Annotated in this window: 20 protein-coding genes; 5 read left to right on the forward strand and 15 right to left on the reverse strand. The window is 59.6% G+C overall.

All coding sequences use genetic code 11. The annotated features are described in order from the left end of the window. Positions 1-5: 5 nt before the first annotated feature. From RA27_RS08925 to RA27_RS08940, 4 genes are read right to left on the reverse strand one after another with little or no spacing between them, the layout of a single operon-like run. Positions 6-635, reverse strand: coding sequence for a DUF3726 domain-containing protein (locus RA27_RS08925; protein ID WP_039537407.1), 630 nt, complete (start codon positions 633-635; stop codon positions 6-8). Beyond that, complete coding sequence (locus RA27_RS08930; protein WP_039537410.1) at positions 632-2,317, reverse strand: hypothetical protein; 1,686 nt, start codon at positions 2,315-2,317, stop codon at positions 632-634. Before RA27_RS08930 ends, RA27_RS08925 begins: the two co-directional genes overlap by 4 nt. Beyond that, on the reverse strand, positions 2,314-3,291 hold the full coding sequence (locus RA27_RS08935) for a membrane dipeptidase (RefSeq protein WP_039537413.1): 978 nt from the start codon (positions 3,289-3,291) through the stop codon (positions 2,314-2,316). The genes RA27_RS08930 and RA27_RS08935 overlap by 4 nt, the downstream gene beginning before the upstream one ends. Further along, the gene (locus tag RA27_RS08940) at positions 3,291-4,733 is read right to left on the reverse strand and encodes an aldehyde dehydrogenase family protein (RefSeq protein WP_039537416.1); all 1,443 of its coding nucleotides are present in this window, start codon (positions 4,731-4,733) and stop codon (positions 3,291-3,293) included. The genes RA27_RS08935 and RA27_RS08940 overlap by 1 nt, the downstream gene beginning before the upstream one ends. A 100-nt stretch (positions 4,734-4,833) precedes the next feature. On the opposite strand from RA27_RS08940, the gene RA27_RS08945 reads away from it, so the two are divergent. Beyond that, positions 4,834-5,706, forward strand: coding sequence for a LysR family transcriptional regulator (locus RA27_RS08945; RefSeq protein WP_039537419.1), 873 nt, complete (start codon positions 4,834-4,836; stop codon positions 5,704-5,706). Positions 5,707-5,724: 18 nt separating this feature from the next. On the opposite strand, the gene RA27_RS08950 is transcribed toward RA27_RS08945, so the two are convergent. The 5 genes from RA27_RS08950 to RA27_RS08970 all read right to left on the reverse strand — a co-directional run bounded on the left by RA27_RS08950 (position 5,725) and on the right by RA27_RS08970 (position 12,901). Then, the gene (locus RA27_RS08950) at positions 5,725-5,970 is read right to left on the reverse strand and encodes a MoaD/ThiS family protein (protein WP_039537422.1); all 246 of its coding nucleotides are present in this window, start codon (positions 5,968-5,970) and stop codon (positions 5,725-5,727) included. Continuing rightward, complete coding sequence (locus RA27_RS08955; protein WP_039537425.1) at positions 5,967-8,219, reverse strand: xanthine dehydrogenase family protein molybdopterin-binding subunit; 2,253 nt, start codon at positions 8,217-8,219, stop codon at positions 5,967-5,969. Before RA27_RS08955 ends, RA27_RS08950 begins: the two co-directional genes overlap by 4 nt. Further along, on the reverse strand, positions 8,219-8,698 hold the full coding sequence (locus RA27_RS08960; RefSeq protein ID WP_039537428.1) for a (2Fe-2S)-binding protein: 480 nt from the start codon (positions 8,696-8,698) through the stop codon (positions 8,219-8,221). Before RA27_RS08960 ends, RA27_RS08955 begins: the two co-directional genes overlap by 1 nt. Beyond that, a complete protein-coding gene (locus RA27_RS08965) occupies positions 8,695-9,561 on the reverse strand; it encodes a xanthine dehydrogenase family protein subunit M (RefSeq protein WP_039537430.1) in 867 nt (288 codons plus the stop codon). The genes RA27_RS08960 and RA27_RS08965 overlap by 4 nt, the downstream gene beginning before the upstream one ends. Positions 9,562-9,688: 127 nt before the next feature. Next, positions 9,689-12,901, reverse strand: coding sequence for a reductive dehalogenase (locus tag RA27_RS08970; protein WP_039537433.1), 3,213 nt, complete (start codon positions 12,899-12,901; stop codon positions 9,689-9,691). Between the two features lie 76 nt (positions 12,902-12,977). Between RA27_RS08970 and RA27_RS08975 the strand changes: the two genes are divergently transcribed. Then, positions 12,978-13,880, forward strand: coding sequence for a LysR family transcriptional regulator (locus RA27_RS08975; protein ID WP_039537436.1), 903 nt, complete (start codon positions 12,978-12,980; stop codon positions 13,878-13,880). Here the strand turns inward: RA27_RS08975 and RA27_RS08980 are convergent. Further along, on the reverse strand, positions 13,871-14,722 hold the full coding sequence (locus tag RA27_RS08980; RefSeq protein ID WP_039537438.1) for a LysR substrate-binding domain-containing protein: 852 nt from the start codon (positions 14,720-14,722) through the stop codon (positions 13,871-13,873). The genes RA27_RS08975 and RA27_RS08980 overlap by 10 nt on opposite strands. 105 nt (positions 14,723-14,827) lie before the next feature. On the opposite strand from RA27_RS08980, the gene RA27_RS08985 reads away from it, so the two are divergent. Continuing rightward, a complete protein-coding gene (locus tag RA27_RS08985) occupies positions 14,828-15,529 on the forward strand; it encodes an SDR family oxidoreductase (RefSeq protein ID WP_193746489.1) in 702 nt (233 codons plus the stop codon). 2 nt (positions 15,530-15,531) lie between these two features. Here the strand turns inward: RA27_RS08985 and RA27_RS08990 are convergent, their stop codons facing one another. The 3 genes from RA27_RS08990 to RA27_RS09000 are packed head-to-tail and all read right to left on the reverse strand — an operon-like array spanning position 15,532 to position 20,068. After that, positions 15,532-16,803, reverse strand: a complete 1,272-nt coding sequence (locus RA27_RS08990; RefSeq protein ID WP_039537445.1) for an FAD-binding oxidoreductase — start codon at positions 16,801-16,803, stop codon at positions 15,532-15,534. A 41-nt stretch (positions 16,804-16,844) separates the two neighbouring features. Beyond that, the gene (locus RA27_RS08995; RefSeq protein ID WP_039537448.1) at positions 16,845-17,879 is read right to left on the reverse strand and encodes an acyl carrier protein; all 1,035 of its coding nucleotides are present in this window, start codon (positions 17,877-17,879) and stop codon (positions 16,845-16,847) included. Further along, entirely contained in the window at positions 17,876-20,068 is a 2,193-nt protein-coding gene (locus RA27_RS09000; RefSeq protein WP_039537449.1) for a thiamine pyrophosphate-dependent enzyme, read from the reverse strand. Before RA27_RS09000 ends, RA27_RS08995 begins: the two co-directional genes overlap by 4 nt. A gap of 188 nt (positions 20,069-20,256) precedes the next feature. On the opposite strand from RA27_RS09000, the gene RA27_RS09005 reads away from it, so the two are divergent. Then, positions 20,257-21,153, forward strand: coding sequence for a LysR substrate-binding domain-containing protein (locus tag RA27_RS09005; RefSeq protein WP_039537452.1), 897 nt, complete (start codon positions 20,257-20,259; stop codon positions 21,151-21,153). Between the two features lie 7 nt (positions 21,154-21,160). Here the strand turns inward: RA27_RS09005 and RA27_RS09010 are convergent, their stop codons facing one another. Together RA27_RS09010 and RA27_RS09015 are read right to left on the reverse strand one after the other, a co-directional pair. Continuing rightward, positions 21,161-21,913 carry a nuclear transport factor 2 family protein gene (locus tag RA27_RS09010; protein WP_039537455.1) on the reverse strand — a complete coding sequence of 251 codons (753 nt, stop codon included), beginning with the start codon at positions 21,911-21,913 and terminating at the stop codon, positions 21,161-21,163. A gap of 217 nt (positions 21,914-22,130) precedes the next feature. Then, entirely contained in the window at positions 22,131-23,288 is a 1,158-nt protein-coding gene (locus tag RA27_RS09015; protein ID WP_039537458.1) for an acyl-CoA dehydrogenase family protein, read from the reverse strand. 220 nt (positions 23,289-23,508) lie between these two features. Between RA27_RS09015 and RA27_RS09020 the strand changes: the two genes are divergently transcribed. Beyond that, positions 23,509-24,141, forward strand: coding sequence for a pyridoxamine 5'-phosphate oxidase family protein (locus tag RA27_RS09020; RefSeq protein WP_039537461.1), 633 nt, complete (start codon positions 23,509-23,511; stop codon positions 24,139-24,141).

A 24,141-nucleotide genomic window follows, 5' to 3' on the forward strand; every position in this document is an offset into this window, starting at 1 on the left:
CTTTCTCAGTCGTTGTCAGAAAGTCCGGCCCCCGCGCCGAGCAGGCGAGATTCCTCGGTTGCCGGGGCGTAGGTGCGATGGGCAAAGCGGTTGAGTGTCTTCCAGGCCGACGGATCAGGCACCGCGCGTGTCTTCCGCGCAAGCGGCGCGGTCAGGCACCCACCCAATGCAACCTCAATGAGATCAACCCGGGCGGGGCATTGGTTTTTCATTAAAAGCTGCGCCCCATCGGTTGCAGCTAGGAAATCACCGGCGGAAACGCTGACGATCGCCTTCCGGCTGCGCGCGGCATGGGCCGCGAAGGGCATTAGCAGCAGAGGCGATGCAAGCTGTCTGATCCTGATCGAACCCGATTGCAGCAGATCGGATCGATCCGACAGCAAAGCCCCGGTCATCAGCGGGCACAGAACGCCGGCCCCGGTCCATTCGCCCCGCAAATCTGTCGGAACATGCGCGCCCACAGAACCTGCGAACCCGTGTTCCAGCAGCCGAGTCAGTTCTGCCGCGCCGTCAATCCCCTGCGCGCAAAGCCAGCGGGTCGCCTTTGCGGCCTCTTCAGCCACACCCCAGGCGTATCCCGCACCGCGCGCTGCACGTTTTGCCGTGGCTTCGACCTCGTTCAGGGAAAAACTCATCGCGCAAGCTCCGGGTAGACCCACAGATCGGCGCTTTCCGTGGTCAGTTCCTCCGGATAAGGTGCACCTGCATACATGCAGATGCGCACCCAACGGTCCGACCGGGGATCGAAGTGAGTGGCGCCGAAGAACGACAATTTGGCCCGCAACATGTCGATGGGCAGGACGTCCGCACCAATCGTGTTGTCACGGATTTCGCCATAGGGCGCGACACGGCTCATTTGTGCGCGGCGCACTGTGTGACGATGTTCGGGGTGGCGCAACAGGAAGTCGGCAATCAGAGCGTCACCCGACCAATCCGCCAGTGCCTTATAGGCAAGCGCCGCATCACGCGCCGGGGCGAGTGGCTGTTCATAGTCGGCTATCGGTTCGTCAAACCGTTCACCCAGTCGGGGTTCGAGCTTTTCTTCGGATACATACCAGGCGCGTGCGCAGTGCTCGTGGGCGTCCCAATCCAGATCCAGCGCCCAGCCAAAGCTGGTATGGATCAGGTCACGTACCGTATCGACCGGCATCACACCATCGATCACGTGCGCACTGCTGTTGCTGTCGGCCATGCAACTGCTCAGCCCATCAACCAGATCGCCGTAAGGTTCGAGGATCAGAGAGCCAAGCAATTCCTGCCCTTCTTCGCCGAGCGCGGTCTGAGACCAGAGGATCAGACGGTCCCAGGGCCGATTTTCTGACAGGTCGGTCTGGCCGAGATACGCTGAAATCGCGTGCAGGTCAGCAGTCAGTGCGGCAAGCTTCTCGATCTGGATCGGGTGCTCGGACTGCCACCACGAGATCGACAGTTTGCTGCGCTCGAACACCTCGCGGAAATGAGCGGCTTCGGCGTCCGACGCCGTCTGAAGGGAACGAACCCGGGCAATGGCCTCTTCGCGCACCATAATCCAGTTGTTGAACAGGATCGGGTGGTTGACGATGAAAGGCGCCATTCCCAGCCCCGTCGAGTTGCCGATACCCAACCAGCGGGCAATTTGCGGGTTCAGCTGCGCGGTCTGCGCGCCGCCCTTGGCTGCCGCCATGTGCTGCACAAGATCGCGTACAAATACCCGGGTCAGGTAAACCGACAGCATCTCGGCCTGAAACGGACCGTTGGTTTCCGGGCGATCCGCGATCGTTTCCCGATCCGCTGCGCCGAACTTGCCTGATCCGTAGACCGCGGTCGTCCGCATCAGATACCCGACCTTGTAGATCTGTTCGAGATCCGGCTGCTGACCCGCGGCCAGCCGGTCGACCACATGCGCCCACAGCCGGACCGAGCGGTTGGCACGCGACAGCGACAGCTCGCTTTCGCTCACGCGACCTGCCTCCTGCAACGGTACGTTCTGCGACAGGCGTTCGATATCATCTGCGGTGGGCACACCGTCGAACAGGGCAAAGGTGGCATCCCAAGCCTCGGCGATCACCCGATCCGAGCGTTGATCGGGTGGCAGATCGTGAGCAAAGGCAACCAGAGAATAGGTGTGATCGGGGCCTTGTACTGAATAGACCGCATGACCCACGCCTTTGTCGTCAATATCAAAAACGGGACGCGAGAATTCCCACTGCTCGGCGGCCATCCGGCGGGTGAGCTGGCGCATGAAGCTGAGACGGCATTGGTGAAGCGAACCCAGACGCGAAAGGCGCATCACCATTGAGGGATCGCGACGCTCGATATTTGGGTGCGCAGTGTTCATGGGTTTTGCGGTCCAAAGTTCTCGGCGAAGAACCGATACCAGTTGCGCCCCATGATGCCGGCGACCTCCTCGGCATTCATGCCGACATCGCGCAACCCCTGCTCGATATTGCCAAAATCCCGATTGTCCCGGAACCAGTTCGGCATCGGCGGGAACCCGGCATTCGAAGCCGAGCCTTCACCGTAGTCGATCTCTTTCGTCCAGCGCCCGACGCGCATCCATTCGACCACGCTGTCGGGTTGGTCCTGACACAGATCGGTCCCAATCCCCAAATGCTGCGCCCCGTACTTGTCGGCGGTGCGGGCGATCATCTCGCAAAAGCTTTCCAATGTGCAGTCGGACTTGTCCTTCAGGTGATGAGGATAGACCGAAAAGCCCAGCATCCCACCTTTTTCCGTCACCGCGCGGATCACGTCATCCCGCTTGTTGCGCAGGGCCGGAGACCATTCGTGCGGGTTTGCATGAGTGATGGCGATGGGACGTTCCGAAATCTCAGCCGCTTCGATGGTCGAACGATCCGCCGAATGGCTCATGTCAACCACCAGCCCCACGCGGTTCATTTCCTTGATCACCTGTTTGCCCATACGGGTGATGCCAGTGTCTTCGGCCTCATAACAACCCGTCGCCAGCAGAGACTGGTTGTTATAGGTCAACTGCATGAAGCGTGCACCCAGATCGTGCAGGATTTCAACCAGACCGATATCGTCTTCGATGGGGCTGGGGTTCTGAAACCCAAAGAACACAGCCGTCCGTCCGGTTTCGCGCGCCGTGTCGATATCGCTGGCCCAGCGGCCTTTCATGATCAGGTCCGGGTATTGTTCGAACCAGCGGTTCCACTTCTCGAAGTTCAGAACCGTTTCGCGGAAATTCTCATGATAGGCGATGGTGACGTGGATCGCGTCCACGCCCCCTTCGCGCAGTTGGCGGAAGATCTTCTCCGACCAGTTGGCATATTGCAGCCCGTCGATCAGCATCAGACGGGACCTGCGCTGATATAGGCAGTTTTAACGGTGGTGTAGAACTCCGCTGCTGCCTTGCCCTGTTCACGCGGACCGTAAGAGCTGTCGCCGCGACCACCAAACGGGACGTGATAATCGGTGCCTGCGGTGGGCAGATTGACAGTGACAACCCCCGTGCGTGCAGTGCGGCGGAAGTGAGTGGCACGTGCCAGAGATTTGGTGACAATGCCCGAAGTCAGACCGAAATTGGTGTCATTGACCACGCTCAACGCTTCGTCATAGCTGCCGACCTTGATGACGCTGGTCAGGGGCGCAAACATCTCCTCGCGGTTGATGCGCATGTCGTTATTTGTGTTCAGGAACACGCCCGGCGACATGTAGAAGCCGTCATGCGGCATCTCCAAACGCTGACCACCACAAGCCAGTTCCGCGCCTTCGGATTTGCCCAGATCAACATAAGCGAGGTTCTCGCCCAGTTGCTGTTGGCTGACGACAGGTCCCATCTGGGTACCCTCTTCCAGCGCATGACCTACTTTCATCGCCTGTGCGCCAGCGACCAGTTTCTCAACAAAAGCATCGTGGATGCCTGCGTGCACCACCAGACGCGACGAGGCGGTGCATTTCTGACCGGTACCGCCGAACGCGCCGCCCAGCGCAAGCGTCACCGCCAGGTCCAGATCGGCGTCGTCCATAACCGCTAAAGCGTTTTTCGACCCCATCTCCATCTGCACCTTGGTCAGGTTCTGAATGGCTGCAGAGGCGATGCCCTTGCCGACCGGAACTGAGCCGGTGAAGGAAATCGCGTTGACCTTCGGGCTTTCGACCAGACGTTGGCCAATGCTCCGCCCTGAGCCCATTACAAGGCTGAACAGACCCTTGGGGATATCCTGCCGCTCGATGATTTCGGTCAGAGCCACTGCTGAGGCAGGCGTGATATTGGCAGGCTTCCAAACGACTGCGTTGCCATAGCAGAGCGCTGGTGCGATTTTCCATGACGCCGTCGCGGTGGGGAAGTTCCAAGGGCTGATAATTGCGACTACGCCCACAGCCTCGCGCCGTACGTCGATCTCGATATCCGGACGGACGGAATCGGCATTCTCGCCGATCTGACGCAGGCATTCGGCGGCATAGTAAGTAAAGAACTGGCCCGCGCGATAGACCTCGCCCTTGCCTTCGGCCAGCGGTTTGCCCTCTTCACGAGCCAGCAGCGTGCCCAATTCCTCGGCACGGGCCATCAACTCGTTGCCGATTGCGTTCAGAACGGCTTGCTTACGTTCCAGCCCATAAGCCGCCCACTCCGTCTGCGCGACCCGCGCCTGATCAAGCGTCGCCTCAAGCTGGTCGGCGCTGGCTTGCGCGAACATGCCGACCAGATCGCTCAGATCAGAAGGGTTGCGGTTTTCGATTTCGCTTTCGCCCGCCAGCCATTCGCCAGCGATCAGGTTCAGTTTGGTCACAATGCGCCCCAGAGTCAGAATTCGTTTGTCACAGGATGGATTTTTGAGGACGCATCAGTCAAACTCAAATAACTTAAGCAGACTTCAAGGAATCTGAAGTATGGCCATCAAGATCGAAATGCTGCGGTGCTTCTGCGCCGTAGCGCAAACCGGTAATCTGATCGACGCCGCCGACCGTCTTGGTCGCACGCAATCGGCCGTTTCGATGACGCTGAAGCAACTCGAGGACCATCTGGGCAAGAAACTGTTCGAGGGCGAGCGCAAGAACCAGCTCTCACCGTTGGGCGAGCAGGTATTCGATCTCGGCTTACGTCAGGTGCGGCAATACGATCAGGCTGTTCAGAACATCGAAGCTGCAGCACAGGCCCAGCAGGGTCTGATCCGCATCGTTTCAGTTCCCTCTGTTGGCGCCTTGATCTTTCCGCCGCTGCTGGACCACATGACGCAAGAGTTCCCGGGCTTGAAAATCGAATTGCGAGATTCCGATACCCAGCAGGTATTGGATGCCATCGCCCAGGATCAGGCTGATATTGGCATCGCGTCCGGCTATCATCCGTTGAACGGGGTCCGGACTATACCGCTGTTTCAGGACCCCTTTGGTCTTGTCGCAGCCTCGGATCATCCCCTGATCACACGGGCAGAACCGCTGAGCATCGCCGACATCCCGACAGCGCCATTCGTAAGAAATACTCTTTGCGACCTCATTCGGACAGCAGCGTTCCGAACTGCCATCGAAAACGCTGAGATCACAATTCACAACACGCATTCTCTGGTCACCCTCGTACGGACAGGGCAATGGATAACAGTGCTGCCGCAAGCAGTTACTGAATTCTTGCCGGAAGCGGTTTCGTTCCGCCCGATATCGGACCTGCAGGATAGAAGGCAGGTGTATCTGTACATCCGCGAGCGGTCGCGGTTTCAGGATCTGACCGAACAATGCAGCGCGTTCATCCTGTCGCGCAATTTCGCGTAGAGCGAGGTTCAGCCCAACTCAACCGCCCCTTAGGCGCTGCATCAGGTAAACTTCAGCGCCTTCCGGGATCGGTTCAGACAACCCGGTTGCGATGATACGCCCGTCGACGGCGACCGAGACGCCAGCATCAACTGGGGCCTGCAACCGGGGATACAGGCGCACCAGTTCTCTCAACAGCTCCCCCGTGGTAGCCGCCTCGACTTCGACCACCTGCTGACCTCCGGTCAGAGACCGGAGGCTGGACCAGAGGTGCACCTGAATCATTTTTCCTTAAGCGCCGCCAGAATGCGCGGCGGTGACATCGGTAGTTGCTTCATCCGCACACCCGCTGCGTTTGAAACCGCGTTGGCGATAGCTGCCAGAGGCGGCACGATGCCGGTTTCACCCACACCACGCACGCCGAACGGGTGGCCAGGGTTCGGAACCTCGACAATTACCGTGTCGATCATCGGCAAGTCACTGGCGACCGGGATGCGGTAGTCGAGGAAGATCGAGTTCTGCAGGCGGCCATCGTCGCCATAGATATATTCCTCGTTCAACGCCCAGCCGATGCCCTGCGCAGCGCCGCCCTGATACTGACCCTCCACATAGGTGGGGTGAATCGCCTTGCCGGCATCCTGAATGACCGTGTAGCGCGTGATGCTGGTTTTGCCGGTCTCGGGATCAACCTCGGCATCCACGATATGAGTGCCGAAGGATACCCCTGCGCCTTCCGGGGTGGCTTCGAAATGACCCGAGATCGGGCCACCGGTTGCGCCCATATCAGCGGTGATATCCGCCAGCGGCAACGGGTCGAAATCGCCCGCATTGGGGCCCGAGGGCACTGCGCAGCCGTTCTCCCATTTCACCGCCTCGACCGGAATACCCCATTTGACCGCCGCGCGTTCACATAGTTTTTCGACCGCGTGCCGCGCCGCCTTGATCGTGGCCAGCCCGCTGGCATAGGTCACGCGGCTGCCGTGGGACACGTCGTTATAGCCCAATGAGGCCGTATCTGCGACAGTCACCCGGATATTTTCGTAGGGAATGCCCAGAACCTCGGCCGCCATCAGCGCCATGGACGCGCGCGAGCCGCCAATATCGGGTGTGCCGACCATGACCTGCGCTGAACCGTCCTCGGACAAGGCCAGCGAGACGCTGGTTTCGCCACCGTGGTTGAACCAGAAACCGCAGGAAATCCCGCGCCCCTGCCCCGGTTTCAGCGGCGCAGAATAGTGCGGGTGCGCCTTGGCAGCCTCAAGCGTTTCGACAAGGCCGATACGCTCATAGGTCGGGCCATAGCTGGCCTTGGACCCCTCGGCAGCGGCGTTTTTCAGCCGTACATCGACAGGGTCGAGGCCCAACTGATTGCACAACTCATCCAGCACGGACTCCACCGCAAACGCCCCCATCGGCGCGCCGGGTGCGCGATAGGCGGCCTGTTTCGGACGGTTGGCCATTACATCATAACCCACCTGCCGGACGTTGGTCAGATCATAGGGCGCAAAGGCGCACATGGCGGTCATGTCGCCCGGTGCGCCGGGGAACGCGCCGCCCTGCAGACGGAATATCCCTTCCGCCGCCGTGATGGTGCCGTCCTTCTTCATGCCGATCTTGATATCCATCGAGGCCGAGGCGGTCGGCCCGGTGGCCCTGAACACTTCGGAGCGATTCATAACCAGCTTGACCGGGCGGTTGGCCTTGCGGCTCAGCGCCAGCGCAACCGGTTCGATAAACACCGTGGTTTTGCCGCCGAACCCGCCACCAATCTCGGACGCGGTCACCCGCAACTGCGAAGTCTCGATCCCCAGCAGTGCGGCGCAGGTCTTCTGGGCGATCCAGTGACCTTGAGTGGTGCACCACAACTCTCCTTTGCCATCCATGCCCAGCGACGCCAGACAGGCATGGGGCTCGATATAGCCCTGATGGGTGGCCTCTGTGGTGAAACTGTCTTCGATGATCAGGTCGGCCTCGGCAAAACCAGCTTCGACATCGCCATGACCGCTTTCGTGATAGCGCACGACGTTCGGATGCATCCCCGCGGGCACCGAATAGTCCGCCGCGCCTTTTCGGATCACCGGCGCGTCCGGGGCCATTGCCTTGTCGACATCGGTGACATGAGGCAGGATTTCATACTCCACCTCGATCAGTTTCAGCGCATCTCGGGCAGCCAACGCGGAGGTTGCGGCTACGGCTGCAACCGCGTGGCCGTCATAAAGCGCTTTTTCACCGGCCATAACGTTTTCGAGCACGTTATAGAATTCACCTTCCAGTCCGGGCTTGAACGGGACATCTGCGAAGTCCGCACGCGTGACAACGGCCTTCACATCCTTGAGCGCTTCGGCCTTTGACGCATCGATCTTAACGATCCGCGCATGTGCGTGAGGCGAGCGCAGGATCGCACCATGGAGCATACCGGGCGCAGACATATCCGCCCCGAACTTGGCACGCCCCGTAACCTTGTCCAACCCATCCGGGCGATCGGGACGGGTTCCAACAAAACTGAAGATGGATTTACGATCGTCGAGTGCCATTACGAAGCCTCCCGCAGTTCAGCCGCCGTATCCATCACGGCACGGATGATCTTGTCATACCCGGTGCAGCGACACAGGTTGCCCGCCAGCCAGTATCGAGCCTCTTCCTCGGTTGGATCGGGGTTCTTCTCAAGCAAGGACTTCGCAGCAACCAGCACGCCCGGAGTGCAGACACCGCATTGCAGGGCGGCGTATTCGATGAACTTTTTCTGCAGCGGATGCAGAACATCCCCGTCGGCAATCCCTTCGACCGTTTCGATCTGCTTACCGTCGGCCTCGACACCCAGCATCAGGCAGGAACAGACCAGACGCCCATCGACAGTCACCGAACACGCGCCGCAGTCACCGGTGCCGCAGCCCTCTTTCGCGCCGGTCAGATTCAGCTTGTCCCGCAGGCAATCCAACAGGGTTTCGCGCGGATCGCAGAGATATTCGACCTCATCGCCGTTGACGGTGGTCGTAACGTGGAGCTTGCTCATGCTTGTTCTCCCTTGGCACGGGCATAGGCGACTTTGGCGGTGCGCTTGGCCAGCACGCCAGCGACCTCTGTGCGGAACTCAATCGTACCGCGTTTGTCGTCAATCGGGTTACACGCGGCTGACGCGGCAGCGGCCAACGCCTCCAGCGCGGCGTCATCCAGCGCGGTTCCAACAATGGCCCGGGCCGCATCTTTGACCAGCAAGACCGTGGGCGCAACGGCCCCCAAAGACACGCGCGCCTCGGCAATGGTATCACCATCAAGGCGCAGGTTCACACCGACGCCGACAACGGCAATGTCCATTTCGGTCCGGGGGATAAACCGCTGATAGGCATCCCCGCCGTTTTCGCCACGTGCCGGGATGTTGACCGCTGAAATCACCTCACCCCTGACCAGCGAGGTTCTGCCGGGGCCGGTTGGAATATCTTCGACGGCCACTTCACGTGTACCACCGGGGCCGGTGACGCTCAGCGTGACCCCCGCCGCCACCATGGCGGGCACGGAATCAGCTGCAGGAGAGCCGTTGCAAAGATTGCCGGTCAGCGTCGCACGCCCTTGCACCTGCGTCGAGCCGATCAGATCCATCGCCTCGACCACGCCGGGCCAATCGCGGCCGAGCTCCGGGTGTTCACTCATCTCGGCACCAGTCACCGCAACGCCCAGCGTCCAACTGCCGTCGGCGTTGCGGGTGACGTCGTGTACACCATCTATCTTCTTGATATCGATCAGTGTATCAGGCGTCACCAATTCCGAGCGCAGTTGCACCAGAACATCGGTGCCGCCCGCAAGAAACCGCGTGATACCCGTTGCATTTTCTGCCAGCGCCGAGGCTTCGGCAAAACTGGCGGGGCTGTGATAATCCATGAAAGTACCTCGCACCTGTGATCAGGATTCACTGGGTTTTGAGAGGGACGTTAGTGCAGCAACCGCACTTCGTCCATGGCAAGCACGACCTATTTTTTGGTGCAGGTATGTCGGATTCAGACGTTGATCAGAGGTCGATCTCGATCACGCCATCTTTTTCCGCAGCGCGGCTTTGGCACAGGATGATCGCATCCTCACGCTGTTTGTTCGACAGAACAAAGTCACGATGTTCGATGTCGCCCGAGATCACACCGCATTTGCAGACGCCGCAGATACCGTCCGAGCATTTGACATCGACGTGAATCCCCGCCTCGTTCAGAACCTGAGCCGCGTCCTTGTCGGCTGGCACCGTCAGATCCCGGCCCGATCTTGCCAGCTTCAGGGTAAAGGCGTGATTCTCGTATTCTGGCTGCTCGGGAACCGAGAAGTATTCCAAGTGCCGCGCCTCCTCGGGGAATCCCTGCGCTTCGGCAGCCTGCATCACGCCGTCCATGAACCGATCAGGGCCGCAGGTATAGACATGCCAGCCGTCCTGATAGCCGCCAAGGATCACATCCAGATCGGCACGGGTGCCTTCATCGGAGAAATGGTAATGCACAAGATCCGCCCAGGGCATCGCGGCCAGATCATCCAGATACCCTGCTCCGGCGCGGGTGCTGGCGGAATAATGCAGCTCGAACGGTTTGCCCAGAGCGTACAACCGATGTGCAAAGGCAATCATCGGCGTAATTCCAATGCCACCCCCCATCAGGAAGGTATTCGAGGCGGTCTCGTCCAGTTCGAAATGGTTGATGGGTTTCGAGATGAAAACCTTGCGCCCTTCGCTGAAGATGCGATGCAACAGGGCTGATCCGCCGCGTCCCTCGTCCTCACGCAGCACACCGATCTGGTAGGTTGTCCGATCGGACGGGTCGCCAGACATGGAGTACTGCCGCAGAAACTCGGGCGCGACCAGCACGTCCAGATGTGCGCCCGCAGTCCATTCAGGCAGCGGCGCACCATTGAGGGTCGAGAATTCGTACTTGGTAACATCGGCCGTCATCTTGTCGACTTTTGTCAGTTCAACCCGCATCACCGGAGCGTCCCCGGCGATCTGATAGCGGTGGATGACCGACATATCGCCCGCAGCCTTGCGGGCCTTGTATTCATCGGCGGTCAGCATCGCCTCGTAGGCCGCAATCCCCGCCTCGCGGTCCATCGCAAACGGGTAAGGCCACGGGTGCGGCGCAAGGTAGGCCGGATAGACCGCAAGCGTCTGGTCCTCGTATTTCAGATCGAGGTCCTTTTGCAGATCGCGCCGGTTCAGGGGATGTCGTGTCGGGCGATAGGCGCCGTCGGGCTCAAGCTCGATATCCCACCACCATTTCTTGATGTCGTTCAAACCGCCATTACCGACCGCATCATCCAATTTCGCCAACGCCGGAGCCGCTTTTGGGAAACTCATCGCAGCCCAACGGAACGGGCGTTCCTTGAAGATGCCTTCAAGATTCCACGGACAGGTTTTCATGCAGCGCCCACACATCGCCCCGCCTGGCGTCGTAACCCGGTAGGTCGCGCATTTCTGGCTGTCGGATTTCCAGATTTCATAGCCGTTGAACATCAGCTTCGGCCCGGCGGTGATCGCGCCGGACGGGCATTCCCGCGCGCACTTGTTGCAAGCCTCACAAAAGGTCTGCAGGCCAAAGTCGATGGGTTTGTCATGCGCCATTGGCATATCTGTTGTCACCACGCCGGATTTCAGGCGTGGGCCAAGGTAGGGGTTCAGAATGACCTCTCCGATCCGGCTGACCTCTCCCAGCCCCGACAGCAACAACAGCGGTGGCTGCAACACCTCCCCATCCATCACCGTATGGGCCTTTGCCTTGTAGCCGAGATTGCGGATCTGCTGCGCGATCACGCCGCCCAGAAGCGAAAACCGCAGATAGGCCCGCATCGACTGGGCCACGCTGATCCAATCGTCACCGCTGGCGCCTTCCATCGTTTCGTAACCCTGATCGATGATCATGCTGATGGCCTGATCGTGAGGTGGGGTGATCTCCTCGCCGGTCGCGTCGTGGGAATACCAGCTCCATTCCGGGCACCGGCTGAGGCCAACGGCATCGACGCCCAGAAAATAGGTCGCGGCCTTGATGTTGGCCGCGTTTCGGTCGGCATCCGATGTTTGGGTGAGGTCAGCGCTTTCGCCATCCTGCAACAGGACAAACGCGCCCAGCGCACGGCGCTGCGCAAAGCTGGGCGCCGCCTTTCGGACATAATACCCGCCCTTGGCCGCCTCCTGCAGGTTTTTGCCCATGTCACCGAATTGCGCACGCGCGAACATATCGGCTCGTTTGGGGACACGGGCGACGTTTTCCTCGTCGATATAGGTCGTGGGACGATCAACGCGTTTAAGGTTTTCAAACGGATGTGCACCGTCGACATACCGGCGTTTGGCATAAGGGTCGCGATTCAGCGCATTCTTCGCAAACCCCGCCCCCAGCCACCACGCCGGGCCTTGCGTGCGGAACCACGGTTGTTCCGCCATGGGGCAAAGCGGGCGGTCGTGCCCAATTTCCATTTCGGTGGTGACAGCGGCAAGCCCAAAGCGTTTGCCGAGCCACGGCACAACGACTTCACCGTCCTCCACCGAAGCCAGACCTGCCGCCACAGCCAGTTTGTCGAGATCAACCTCGGACGACATCGCCGAATGCGCCCGCGCGTCAAAACCCAGCAATCGGATGTAGTTGGCGATCACCACCGCATTCTCGGTGGCCAACAGACAGGCGCGGTGATCCTGCGCATCAGCGATCCAATCGGCCCCCGGCTCCGAAGGGTCAGGGTCGCGGTTGAATTCATACAGAAACACGATTGCGTGGCGATGGCTGCCGATGGGCTTGGGGGAGGCCTCCATGCTTTCCTTCAGATCGGCCATGATCACATCGATGCCCGACGCCAGCGTCTTGGTCTGCCGCGTCTTAAGTGCATGGGCCAGCCGGTCGATATCCGGATTGCGCCGCGGCTCGGGCAGCATCGCGCCAGAAGAAAGCGGTCCGCAGCCCATCATCGATGCATCGTTGAAATAGCCGAAAGCTTTCAGGTGGGTGGCGCGATCAACAGGGTCAGCGGGGATTTCCGAGGCGACCGGATTCACGAACCCATCGCGGATCGCGTCCATCATCGCCTGAAACTCACCCATCGCGTTTACGATGCTTTCGGGCTGATCAGGCCGATGAAAGCTGAGGCTGCGCATGGGGGAAACCACGGTCAGGTCGGGTATCCGATCCTGCCGCGCCAACCGTTCCAGGGGGTATGGCCCCATGTGAACGGGTCGGTTCTTGTCTGAAAAAAAGCGGGTCCCCATCGCGCGCCTCCTGCTTGCTGCCCTCCCCCTAACCCGGCATGGACACCAAATCCACTCATGAATAATCATAGATGGTATGAGGAAAATTGATTTCACCGATCTGGATGGCAAAGTCCTAAGAGTATTTCTGACGATACTCGAGGAGAACTCGGTTTCAAAAGCCGCTGATCGGCTGGGCGTGACACAATCAGCCATCAGCCATACGCTGGGCAGGTTGCGGCAGGTACTGGGTGATCCGCTGTTTGTACGCTCTGGTCAGGGGCTGACCCCGACCGAACGCGCTTTGTCGTTGAAAGAGCCGGTTCAACGCGTGTTGGATAACATGCGCGCCCTCACGGAAGAGCGCCCGTTTGATCCGCTGTCCGAACAGATAGAGGTCAAGATCGCCGCGAATGATATGCCGCGAGAGCTGATCTTTCCCGGCCTGCTGCTAACGGCAAGGGCCGAAGGGGTCCGGCTGCGGATGGAGTTCATCCCCTCGGGCGTTCCCGACCCGGACCTACTACGGAGCGATCGGTGCCAGTTGATGCTAACTCCACTTCCACCGGATGGGCCGGATATCTTTCAGAAACGGCTGGTGACCAGCCCGCTTATGGTGTTCTACGACGCTGCGCACCGGGACCCTCCACAGAACTGGCGGGCTTATTGCGACAGTGACCATGTCGAAGTGCGCTTTACCGATGGCCGCAACGCCCGTGCCGTGATGCGCGGGGTAGATCAGAGCCAAATCAGGCCACCAGTCGTGACCTTGCCGCATTTCAACGCAATTCCGCCCTTCGTGAAAGGCAGCGATCTGATCTCAACCGATACGGCGCTGATGAAACAGGGTCCGCTGGCCGATCTGGATTGCGCACCGTTGCCGTTCGAATGTGATCCGGTATCGATTTACATGGTCTGGCATCAGCGGTCGGCCAATGATCCGGCACATCGCTGGTTGCGCGGCCGGATCGAGACCATCGCGGCGACGCTTCAGACCTGAGACAATAGCCAGTCGCGCATCTGCTTCACCAACTCCGGCTGGCGTGGTTTTTTAGGGGTCACGATGAAAAAGCTCAGATCGTCGACCAGAACCTCAGACAGGGGCTGCACCAGCCGCCCCGCATCCAGTTCCGCCGAAACAAGCGGCGCATTGGCCAAGGCAAAACCCTGACCCGAGATTGCCGCATCTATCGCAAGGCTCGTCTGGCTGAAACTCATCGTCCGAGGACGACCCTCGACCCCTGCCCGTTCAAGAAACAGCGGCCACAACCCGTGCGAGTCGCTGAGCAGCACATGTTTCGTAAGGTCGGCCGGTCCGGTGATCTGCACCGCCAGTTCCGGGCTGCACACCACAACGAACTCGGTTGAAAACAGCGGTGTTGCAATCAGGTCCGGCGCAATCGACGCACGGCTTTGGCGCACCGCAATGTCAATCCCGTCCGACCGAAAGTCGGCCAACCGCTCACCCGCGTCAACCTGCACCGAGACATCGGGATGGCTGGCCATGAAACCACTCAGGCGCGGCACCAGCCATTTCGAGGCAAAGCTGGGCGTGACAGAGATGGTGATCTGACGTTGACCCGACAGGTCATCCACAGCCTCCTCGATCAGACGAAAGGCCCGCCGCAAGGGGGCATGGAATCTACGCCCCGCTTCGGTCAGGCGTAATCCGCGCGGCAATCGTTCAAACAGACTGGCCCCCAATCGCGCCTCAAGCCCCCGGACCTGTTGGGCAACGGCGCCCTGAGTGACGCTCAGCTCTTCTGCAGCCAAGCGAAAGTTCAGATGGCGCGCGGAAGCCTCGAAGGCGCGCAGTGCATTGAGGGGTGGGAGAGCTGTCATGGCCAAAGCCTGTAGATTTTCTACAGGTTTAACGCAGCAGAACTGATTGGTCAAACAGGCCAAAGACGCCCATTTTCGATGCAAACAACGCATCGGAGCGAAAAGATGACAAAAGTTGCATTAATCACGGCTGGCGGCAGCGGCATGGGCGCGGACTCGGCCAAACGGCTGGCCGCAGATGGGTTCAAAGTCGGCATTCTCTCATCCTCGGGAAAAGGAGAGACTCTGGCGCATGAACTGGGTGGTGTGGGCATCACCGGTTCGAACCAGTCGAACGACGATCTGAAGACGCTGGTCGATGCCGCAATGTCCCATTGGGGGAGGATCGATGTGCTGGTCAATTCCGCAGGCCATGGCCCGCGCGCCCCGGTGCTGGAACTGACGGATGAGGACTGGCATGCAGGCATGGATGTCTATTTCATGAATGCCGTGCGGCCCACGCGGCTGGTGACACCGATCATGCAGGCGCAGGGGGGCGGAGCGATCATCAATATCTCGACCTTTGCCGCATTTGAACCCGACCCGGTCTTTCCCACCTCAGGCGTATTCCGCGCCGGGCTGGCGGCGTTCACCAAGCTGTTCTCGGACCAATATGCCGTCGACAACATCCGCATGAACAACGTCTTGCCGGGTTTCATCGACAGCCTGCCCGAAAAAGAGGAATTCCGCGCCCGCATTCCACTGGGCCGCTATGGGCGCAGCTACGATGAGATCGCCTCGGTCGTGGCCATGCTCGCGTCCGAGGGCGGAGGCTACATCACCGGGCAGAATATTCGCGTCGATGGAGGCATCACGCGCTCAGTCTAGCGTCAGAACCGCGCCTTAATGAAATGCGTCAGCGCCGCGCCGGATTCGAAAAACGCGCGGCGTAGGCCGGTCCAGTTTTCGCTGTATTCCGACACCGGCAGCACGGGCAGTACCGAGGGGTCTTCGTTCAGCAGGCTCTCTGCCATCAACCGTCCGAATACGGTGCCCGGCCCGATGCCGCGCCCCGAAAACCCATGCACGGACAGTGCATTCGGACCGATCTGAGTAATCTTGGGGATGTGATCCGCGGTCATGGCAATCCGCCCTTGCCAGCCCTCGGAAAGCGGTTGACCGGTCAGTTGCGGGTACAGCGCCGCCAGTTTGCGTTTGACCCAGGCTTTGTGTGCGAAGCCACCAGCGCTGCTCAGTTCGCCCATGCCGCCTATGATGAACCGGCCCGCCTGATCCAGACGGAACGACGTCATGATCAGACCGGTATCCCAGCATCCTTCGCCTTGGGGCAAAATGCTGGCCCGCAGATTATGTGACAGCGGTGCGGTGGCGTACTGAAAGTAATAGACCGGCACATAGTCAGGCGCCGTATCGGCAATGCCCTGATGATAGGCGTTTGTCGCCTGAATGACCGATCTGGCGCGCACGGTCCCGGTCTTGCCTTGTATAACCCAGCCCGCCGCTTCCTGCTGCAGAGACTGAACCGGACTTTGGGTATGAATTCGCGCCCCTGCCTCTTGCGCGGCCCGCGCCAGTCCGACCACATAAGCCAGCGGCTGAATGGTGCCGGCGCGGGGGTCAAACAGTGCGCCATGCACTGCCGCGCTACCCGTACGCAGGCGAGCAGTCTCGGCATCGAGCAGTTCGACCGGCGCGCCCGCACCGCTGAGTTGCGCATGTCGCGTCTGCAAGTCCTGATAGCCCGAGGCCGAATGCGCGCAGTGCAGAGTTCCGTTTCGGACAGGTTCACATGCGATCCCATGCGTGCCGATCAGGTCAAAAACCTCTGTAGGCGCATTGGTCAACAGCTCGATCAGCCGGTTGCCCGCCTCTTGCCCCAAATGTCCCCGTATCTCATCGGGCGGCAACCAGAGCCCCGCATTGACCAGCCCGACATTCCGCCCCGATCCGCCATGCCCGATCTGATGCGCCTCAAGTAGACAGACAGACGCGCCCGCTTGTGCGGCCCTCAACGCGGCAGAACATCCGGTGTACCCACCCCCAATGACCGCAAGATCGACCGTCACGTCACCCGAAAGCGGTCGCGCGTCCAACCGTTCGCAATTGGTCTGTCGCCAAAGCGAAAGATCATAGTCACGCATGACGGAACCTCGTCAGGGTTTCGGTGGTCATCGGGCGGGTCTCAGCCGGTTGCTAAGGCGCGCTGGTCATCCCGCCCCATGGCAATCAGGAACGGGTCCGCCTGCTGCAGCGAGTGGAACGACGCCTTGTCCACCATACCCCGCCACTGAGCCAGTATCAAAGACTGCGCCACCGCGCCGCCAAGTGTCGCACCGGGGCCGGTAACAATGAACAAGTCGGGTGCAAACTCGCGCGCGGCGGTCTGGATGGCGCGCGTGAAATCATAGGTCTCGGTCACCTGATGGCCGAGTGTATAGTCCCGCAATGCCTCTGTATCCGTCGCCCCGGGCCACCAGATCTTGCCGCGCCCATCGATCATCGGGCACGCGGGTTGTCCAAAAAGATCGGCGCCGAGCCGGGCCCGGCCTTCCGCAGCCACCGACGCCTGCAGCGCGGTATGGAATGCGGCATGATTGGCCAATCGCAATGGGAACCGATCCTGTACCCTGGGTTGGCTGGCCTCAAACGCTTTCAATCCGGCCTCATTCCCGGCCAGCACAAGCATCCCGCCAAGATCGATAGAAAGCGCCAGAACATGATCTTTCAACGCGTTGATCCGCGCGACCTCGTCCTGCACTTCGGCCTTGCGCTTCGGATCGCTGTTCCAGCCTTCGCCCATGAACGGATACACCAATTGTCCACCGATCAGATGCTCCTGCATCAGCGTGCCCATCGTGTTGACCACACGAAAGCCGTTCTCGGCAGTCAGCGCACCTGCAGCTGCCAGTGCGATGTACCAGCCCATCGAATTGCCGGTCACCGCGACCACTTCGATATCTTCAGCCAGCGCTTGCGCGTCTCCCAGCGACGCTGCGTAGATCAGAGGCGAGGCCACGTCGCCACGCGAATACGTCCCAACACTATAACGATCGGCCGCATCAAGCGCTGTTATCGCATCTTGTCCCCTCTCGGAACGAATGGCATCGAAGCTGCGGAACAAATCCATGCGATCCGCGTGGTGGCGATGCAGATAGCCAAGCTCGGGTTTGTTATAGGTGCCCCGGCCCGGGCAGATCACAACAGCGGTGCGGGTCATGATTTCCCTCCGGTCAAAGCCAAAGCGACGTCAACTATTCCATCTTTTGACGGCAGAGGTGCAGCATAGGCCGGTCCGGTGGCGATAAAGCAATCCTCGGCAACAACGCGCGCGATTGAGGTGGAGGGACTTTCTTCGGCGAAGAAAGTCATCAATGCCTCGGACTGGCTGCCTGTCCGCCGGCATTCGTCCACAATCAAAACATGCTTGCATGTTTTGGTAGCCTCGCGCAGCGCCTCAACCGGTAACGGAGCCAGCCAGCGCATGTCGATAATCCGGGTGCTCAGACCCGCTTCACGCAGTTCCGGAAGGGCCTGATGAGACAGGTAGTGCCCATTGCCATAAGTCACGATGGCCAAATCAGTGCCATCGCCATGCACACCAACCTCGCCCAGCGCGATCCTTTGATCCGGGGACGGATAGGTGGTCATCCATCCGCCATCCTGTGCCCCATGCAAATCGCGCATCGGATAGAGCGCAATCGGTTCAAGAAACACGACAACACGCTGCTCTTCACGCGCCAGTCGCACACATTCGCGCAACATCTGCGCCGCATCGGCCCCATTCGACGGGCAAGCGATGATCACGCCAGGAATGTCGCGCAGTACCGCCAGAGAATTGTCATTGTGGAAATGGCCACCAAAGCCCTTCTGATATCCCAACCCGGCGATCCTCAGAACCATCGGGTTCGAAAACTGTCCGTTCGAGAAGAACGGCAACGTGGCAGCCTCACCCCTTATCTGATCTTCGGCATTGTGCAGATAGGCCAGAAATTGAATCTCTGGGATCGGGACGAACCCGTTATGGCCCATGCCGATTGCGAGGCCGAGAATGGATTGTTCATCCAGCAACGTATCAATCACCCGATCAGGGCCGAAGCGCTGCTGCAATTTCTGTGTCACGCCATAGACGCCGCCCTTGCGTCCGACATCTTCGCCCATGCAGACGATTTCGCCATGTTCCAGCATCAGATCGGTCAGCGCCCAGTTGATCAGACGGCTCATCGGGTGCGGCTCGGCCATCGCACGCATGTCGCCCCCAAAGGCTCTCGCACGCGTCCCTGCGTCTGGCCCATTGTTAGGCTTGCAGGTGCGTTTGGGAGGGATCAGGCTGGCCATCACCTCGGATGCATTGGCCAAATGCGGGCGTGTTGCAGCTTCAGTAGCGACGCGATCCGTGCGGGCACAGGTATCGCGATAGGTTTTTAATGCCTGATCTGGCGATAGCGCCCCCGCCTGATCCAACAAGCGCACGGTATGTAGCAACGGATCGTTGGCCTCATCCGCCTCAACTTCGGATTTCGGCAGGTATGTCGTGGGCACATCCGCCCCGGCATGACCATAGAGGCGCACAGTTTTCAGATGCAGGAAGGCCGGTTTCCGACGCTTGCGGACGTAGTCCGCAGCTTCTTTCGCAACGGCATAGGTTTCATAAATATCCAGCCCATTGGCCTGAAAGTACCTGATCCCCGGCCTATGCTCCATCGATGCCTGAATCCAGCCTTTGGGCGTTTTGACCGAGATGCCAATTCCATTGTCTTCGCACACGAAAAGCAGTGGCAGCGGCGTCGATTGCACGCTGGTCCAGCCTGCGGTGTTAATCGCCCCCTGTGCGGTCGAGTGATTGGCCGAAGCGTCTCCAAATGAACACATCGCGATCCCGTCTTCCGGCAATGCGCGATGTTCCGGCGGATTCCGACGTGCAGCCCCCAACGCATAGGCTGCACCTACCGCTTTGGGAAGATGGCTAGCGATCGTCGAGGTCTGCGGTGGAATCATCAGTTCCTTCGACCCCAACACCTTATGCCGCCCACCTGAGGTCGGGTCCTCTTTCGAGCAAGCGAAGCTGAGCAGCATATCCCACGTGATCTGCTGACCCGGCACCTGCTCTGCCCGCGCGATCTGGAAGGCCGCATCACGATAATGCAGAAAGGCGATGTCGGTCGGACGCAGGGCCTGAGCGACTGCGGCCATACCCTCATGCCCCGATGAGCCAATCGTGTAGAACCCCTGCCCGGCCTTCTGCATCGCACGGCTGGTTCTATCCAACGCCCGGCTAAGAACTTGCGACCGGAACAGTGAAACGGCGTCGGTGCCGCTCAACCCCTGACGCGGTGGCGCGCCGTCGGGAAGGTCACGATCTGCGACGCGTTTCAGAAAATTCTCATGTACGATCTGGGCGCGGTCCATGGCTCTCGCTTTATCTGCTCTGTATCATCGGCTTCCACCTTCGGTGAGGGCTCACGCCGCCTCTTGTTTTGTCCCGCGCTCCGGCGGGAGTTTCAAGATCACATATGGCAATGCGCTCCAGCACTCATCGCTCTGGCGACTGGAAAAAACCAGTGTTATTGCGTTTAGAAGGTATGAGGATTTGTCATATGATTGCGCCACGACGGTTTTTGCCCTCGATCTCGTCCCTGCTCGCGCTCGAGGCCGTGGACCGGCTGGGAAGCGCATCGGCTGCAGCCGCCGAGCTATCATTGACGCAAAGCGCAATCAGCCGGCAGTTGAAGACCATGGAAGACCAGCTTGGGGTTCAACTGATCGAGCGCAGCCAGATGCGACTGCACCTGACACCTGCGGCCAAAGATTATGTGCAAACCGCAAGGTCCGCGGTGCAGGAGTTGGCGCAGGCCGCACTGAAACTCAAAGCAAACCCGGCAGGCGGATCGCTCGATCTATCGATCCTCCCCGCGTTCGGAATGCACTGGCTTGCACCTCGCTTACAGGATTTTGCGCGTTGCCACCCTGAGGTCACGGTCAATCTGGGCACTCGGCTGCAACCCTTCGATTTCACCTCTGAACCGTTTGATGCCGCCATCCACTTCGGCCAGCAGGACTGGGCCAGCGTCCACTATCTGCCCATCATGCGGGAAGAGGTCCTACCCGTCTGCGCCCCGTCCCTTGCTGCCGGTCTCGATAATTTAGATGCGCTACGTTCCGCACCTCTGTTGCATCTGGACTCGCGGCCAGACGCCTGGGAGCGGTGGTTCGAGATGCAAGGGCACGCTGTCACAGGCCTGCGTGGAATGCTGTTCGACCAGTTTTCAACCATGATTCAGGCCACGATCCATGGGCTGGGTGTGGCTCTGTTACCGTCTTATCTGGTGCAGGACGATTTGAGCGCCGGGCGGCTTGTTCAGGCGTGGGATGGACCAAGCGTCAGCCTAGGCAGCTACTATCTGGTCTGGCCCAGTGACCGTTCCACACCAGAGCCGCTGCGGTCTTTCCAGGATTGGGTCAAAGACCAGTTAGAGACCGATACCGTGTCTTAAAACCAGTTCAGAACTTACCGTTGTCATTCTTCCAGGCGCTACGCGGCGCAATGGCTTCAACTGTGTCCCAGTGCTCGACGATCTTGCCGTCAGCCACGCGAAACAGATCGTAGAATGAACTGTGGGCACCCATATATTCGCCTTCACACACGGTCAGAACGAAATCACCCTCGGCCAAAACCCGATGAATATGTTGATAGTTCACAATGCCCGGATCAGATAGCTCAGCCCGCAGGGCTGTCAGGTTATCGGAGAAACGCGGGCTGTGCTCCACAAAAGTTGCGGTGTCTATACAGATATCCATCTGGTTCAGATCTCCTGCAATCAACGCCGTTTCAACGAAAGTACGCACAAAGGTCCGGTTCTCCTCGGTTTTCTCTACATCTCGAACCTCAGTTGGACCATCCACCATGCTGCGCCCCGCACCATTCGGACCTTGCCGTTTCTGGATATTGTCCCAATGCTCAACGGCCTGGCCATCTTCAAAGCGAAACACTTCGAAGCCGATATTCCGGCGTGAGAAATCGTATTCCGTATGCGCAAAAACAAATGCACCGTCTTCAAACGCACGCACGATGTTCACACGCGGTGAGGTTTCAGACAAGCGCTTGAACAAGGCCGCCAGCCCTTCACTGCCTTCATGGGTTTGCGGATTGTGCTGAATGTACCGAGCTTCGTTCACGACCGATACCGGGCCCGGGTCACCGGTCTCGATGCTTTTCAGTAACGCACATATCCGGTCTTTGTTGGACACAGTCATGGCAGGTTTCCTCTCGGTCGGACCATCCCATGATCACAATGGCAGGCGAATTGTGTGGCATCAATGTCAATGCAAGCCAATGATTGCGCGGCCTTCGGCCTTGCGTCCTGCGGACGGCGGGGAGGCCAGGCAGGCGCGGGCTGCGCCCGCGCCTGCCTGGCCCAACGGGAGGAGACGTTCCGTCAGGAATGTCGACGACGGGCGGGAGTGCTTTGAGTCAGACATCCAGCGAGCGGGCGATGAGCTCTTTCATCACTTCGTTGGTCCCGCCGTAGATCATTTGGACTCGCGCATCTGCATAGAGCCGCGCAATCGGGTATTCCATCATGAACCCGTATCCGCCAAACAATTGCAGGCATTCGTGCATAACCTCGTTCTGCACTTCCGAACCCCAGTATTTCACCATCGAGGCCGTGGCGGCATCCAACTCACCGGCCTCCAGTTTGCCAATGCAATCATTGACAAAACTGCGCAGTACTTCAGCTTTGGTTTTGCACTCAGCCAGCTTGAACCGGGTGTTCTGGAAATCCATCACGCGCTGCCCAAAGGCTTTACGTTCCTGTACGTATTTCACGGTCTCGGCGATGGCGAAATCGATTGCGCCCAGCGCCATGATCCCGATGGTCAGACGCTCCCAAGGCAGCTGTTTCATCAATTGATAGAAACCCTCCCCCTCCTCCGGCCCCAACAGGTGCGTCATCGGCACTTTGACGTCCTCGAAGAACAGCTCAGCCGTATCGTTGCCTTTCATACCAAGCTTCTTGAGGTTTCGCCCCCTCCGAAACCCCTCGGCCCCCTCCGTTTCGACCGCGATCAGAGATACGCCTTTTGCCCCCAGAGACTTGTCAGTTTTAGCCGCAACGATGACCAGATCGGCAGATTGCCCGTTCGTAATGAAAATCTTGGACCCATTGAGCCGATAGGAATTACCGTCTTTCTCTGCCGTCGTCTTCACCGCCTGCACATCCGATCCGGTGCCCGGTTCGGTCATCGCCAGCGCACCGATCATCTCGCCCGACGCGAGCTTCGGAAGCCATTTCTGCTTCTGGCCCTCGCTGCCATAGGTGGTGATATAATGAGTCACGATGGACTGGATACCAAAGCCCCAGCCTGCATCCCCACGTGCGGCCTGCTCATACAAAGTCACGGAATCGAAACCCATTCCGCCGCCCACGCCACCATATTCTTCGGCAATCGAACCGGCCATCAGACCCGTCTGACCCGCCTGACGCCAGAACGCGCGGTCAACCACGCCATTCTCGGCCCATTTCTCGGTGTTGGGCACCAGCGCATCATCCATGAACCGGCCCGCCATTTCGGCAAACATCCGGTGTTCGTCAGTAACCCAGGCAGCGGTGCTGGTAAAAAGCGACATCAAAAGCTCTCCAGATCAGATGTTTGCTCAAGGCTACTCTCCCGTGCGTTTCCTTCCAATCCGTGTGACGTGGCGTCCGCGTCAAGCGCTACGCAACGTCGTTTGGAACAGACAGCGATCCGCAGGGCGATGTGTTCACATCTGCGTTCGTCCCCCTGACAGACCGGGCGGCCCCGCTCATATTTAGGATCAGCCACCGCAGATCCCAGGAGACACTGCAATGCCCCGCGCCTTTTCTGAACTGACCTTCACACCAGCCGTTCGTGCGCATCAGGAGCGAATGGGCTCTGCCGCGACCTACACGAAATTCATCGAAACCGGACCAAGGCAGGGCCATCAAATCGGCCCGGCGGAAGAGGCATTCATACGTGCCCGTGATGGCTTCTATCAGGCCACCGTGTCCGAGACCGGCTGGCCCTATGTTCAGTTTCGCGGCGGGCCGGTCGGGTTTCTGAAAGTGCTCGATCCGCAAACTATCGGTTATGCGGATTTATCGGGAAACAAACAGTATATCTCTCGTGGAAATCTCGATGGCAACAATCGCGTGGCTTTGATTCTGATGGATTATGCGAACAAGCGCCGCCTCAAGATTCTCGGGCGAATGGCGTTTTCGGAAGGTGCCGAGGCAGCAGCCGATCTCTATATTGAAGGCGCCGAGACCGAGGCCGAACGCGCCGCGATCATCAAGGTCGAAGCGCTCGACTGGAATTGCCCTCGCCATATAACCCCGCGTTTCACCGAAGCCGAGCTTCGACCCCATCTGAACGATCTGGGCCAGCAACTGGCGGTGTTGCAGGCGGAAAACCAGAGATTGCAAAGGGAACTCGCCGCGCTAAAGGCCGCAGGCGCATAG

It is taken from the genome of Ruegeria sp. ANG-R, from assembly GCF_000813985.1.
Lineage (GTDB): Bacteria > Pseudomonadota > Alphaproteobacteria > Rhodobacterales > Rhodobacteraceae > Ruegeria.

Excerpts from the sequence above, each read along its gene's own strand:
- RA27_RS08990 (WP_039537445.1), bottom strand. The coding sequence starts at position 16,803 with ATGCGTGACTATGATCTTTCGCTTTGGCGACAGACCAATTGCGAACGG.
- RA27_RS08965 (WP_039537430.1), bottom strand. The coding sequence starts at position 9,561 with ATGGATTATCACAGCCCCGCCAGTTTTGCCGAAGCCTCGGCGCTGGCA.
- RA27_RS08970 (WP_039537433.1), bottom strand. The coding sequence starts at position 12,901 with ATGGGGACCCGCTTTTTTTCAGACAAGAACCGACCCGTTCACATGGGG.
- RA27_RS09000 (WP_039537449.1), bottom strand. The coding sequence starts at position 20,068 with ATGGACCGCGCCCAGATCGTACATGAGAATTTTCTGAAACGCGTCGCA.
- RA27_RS08950 (WP_039537422.1), bottom strand. The coding sequence starts at position 5,970 with ATGATTCAGGTGCACCTCTGGTCCAGCCTCCGGTCTCTGACCGGAGGT.
- RA27_RS08995 (WP_039537448.1), bottom strand. The coding sequence starts at position 17,879 with ATGACCCGCACCGCTGTTGTGATCTGCCCGGGCCGGGGCACCTATAAC.
- RA27_RS08980 (WP_039537438.1), bottom strand. The coding sequence starts at position 14,722 with ATGACAGCTCTCCCACCCCTCAATGCACTGCGCGCCTTCGAGGCTTCC.
- RA27_RS09020 (WP_039537461.1), top strand. The coding sequence starts at position 23,509 with ATGCCCCGCGCCTTTTCTGAACTGACCTTCACACCAGCCGTTCGTGCG.
- RA27_RS09010 (WP_039537455.1), bottom strand. The coding sequence starts at position 21,913 with ATGACTGTGTCCAACAAAGACCGGATATGTGCGTTACTGAAAAGCATC.
- RA27_RS08945 (WP_039537419.1), top strand. The coding sequence starts at position 4,834 with ATGGCCATCAAGATCGAAATGCTGCGGTGCTTCTGCGCCGTAGCGCAA.
- RA27_RS09005 (WP_039537452.1), top strand. The coding sequence starts at position 20,257 with ATGATTGCGCCACGACGGTTTTTGCCCTCGATCTCGTCCCTGCTCGCG.
- RA27_RS08985 (WP_193746489.1), top strand. The coding sequence starts at position 14,828 with ATGACAAAAGTTGCATTAATCACGGCTGGCGGCAGCGGCATGGGCGCG.
- RA27_RS09015 (WP_039537458.1), bottom strand. The coding sequence starts at position 23,288 with ATGTCGCTTTTTACCAGCACCGCTGCCTGGGTTACTGACGAACACCGG.
- RA27_RS08975 (WP_039537436.1), top strand. The coding sequence starts at position 12,978 with ATGAGGAAAATTGATTTCACCGATCTGGATGGCAAAGTCCTAAGAGTA.
- RA27_RS08955 (WP_039537425.1), bottom strand. The coding sequence starts at position 8,219 with ATGGCACTCGACGATCGTAAATCCATCTTCAGTTTTGTTGGAACCCGT.
- RA27_RS08930 (WP_039537410.1), bottom strand. The coding sequence starts at position 2,317 with ATGAACACTGCGCACCCAAATATCGAGCGTCGCGATCCCTCAATGGTG.
- RA27_RS08935 (WP_039537413.1), bottom strand. The coding sequence starts at position 3,291 with ATGCTGATCGACGGGCTGCAATATGCCAACTGGTCGGAGAAGATCTTC.
- RA27_RS08925 (WP_039537407.1), bottom strand. The coding sequence starts at position 635 with ATGAGTTTTTCCCTGAACGAGGTCGAAGCCACGGCAAAACGTGCAGCG.
- RA27_RS08960 (WP_039537428.1), bottom strand. The coding sequence starts at position 8,698 with ATGAGCAAGCTCCACGTTACGACCACCGTCAACGGCGATGAGGTCGAA.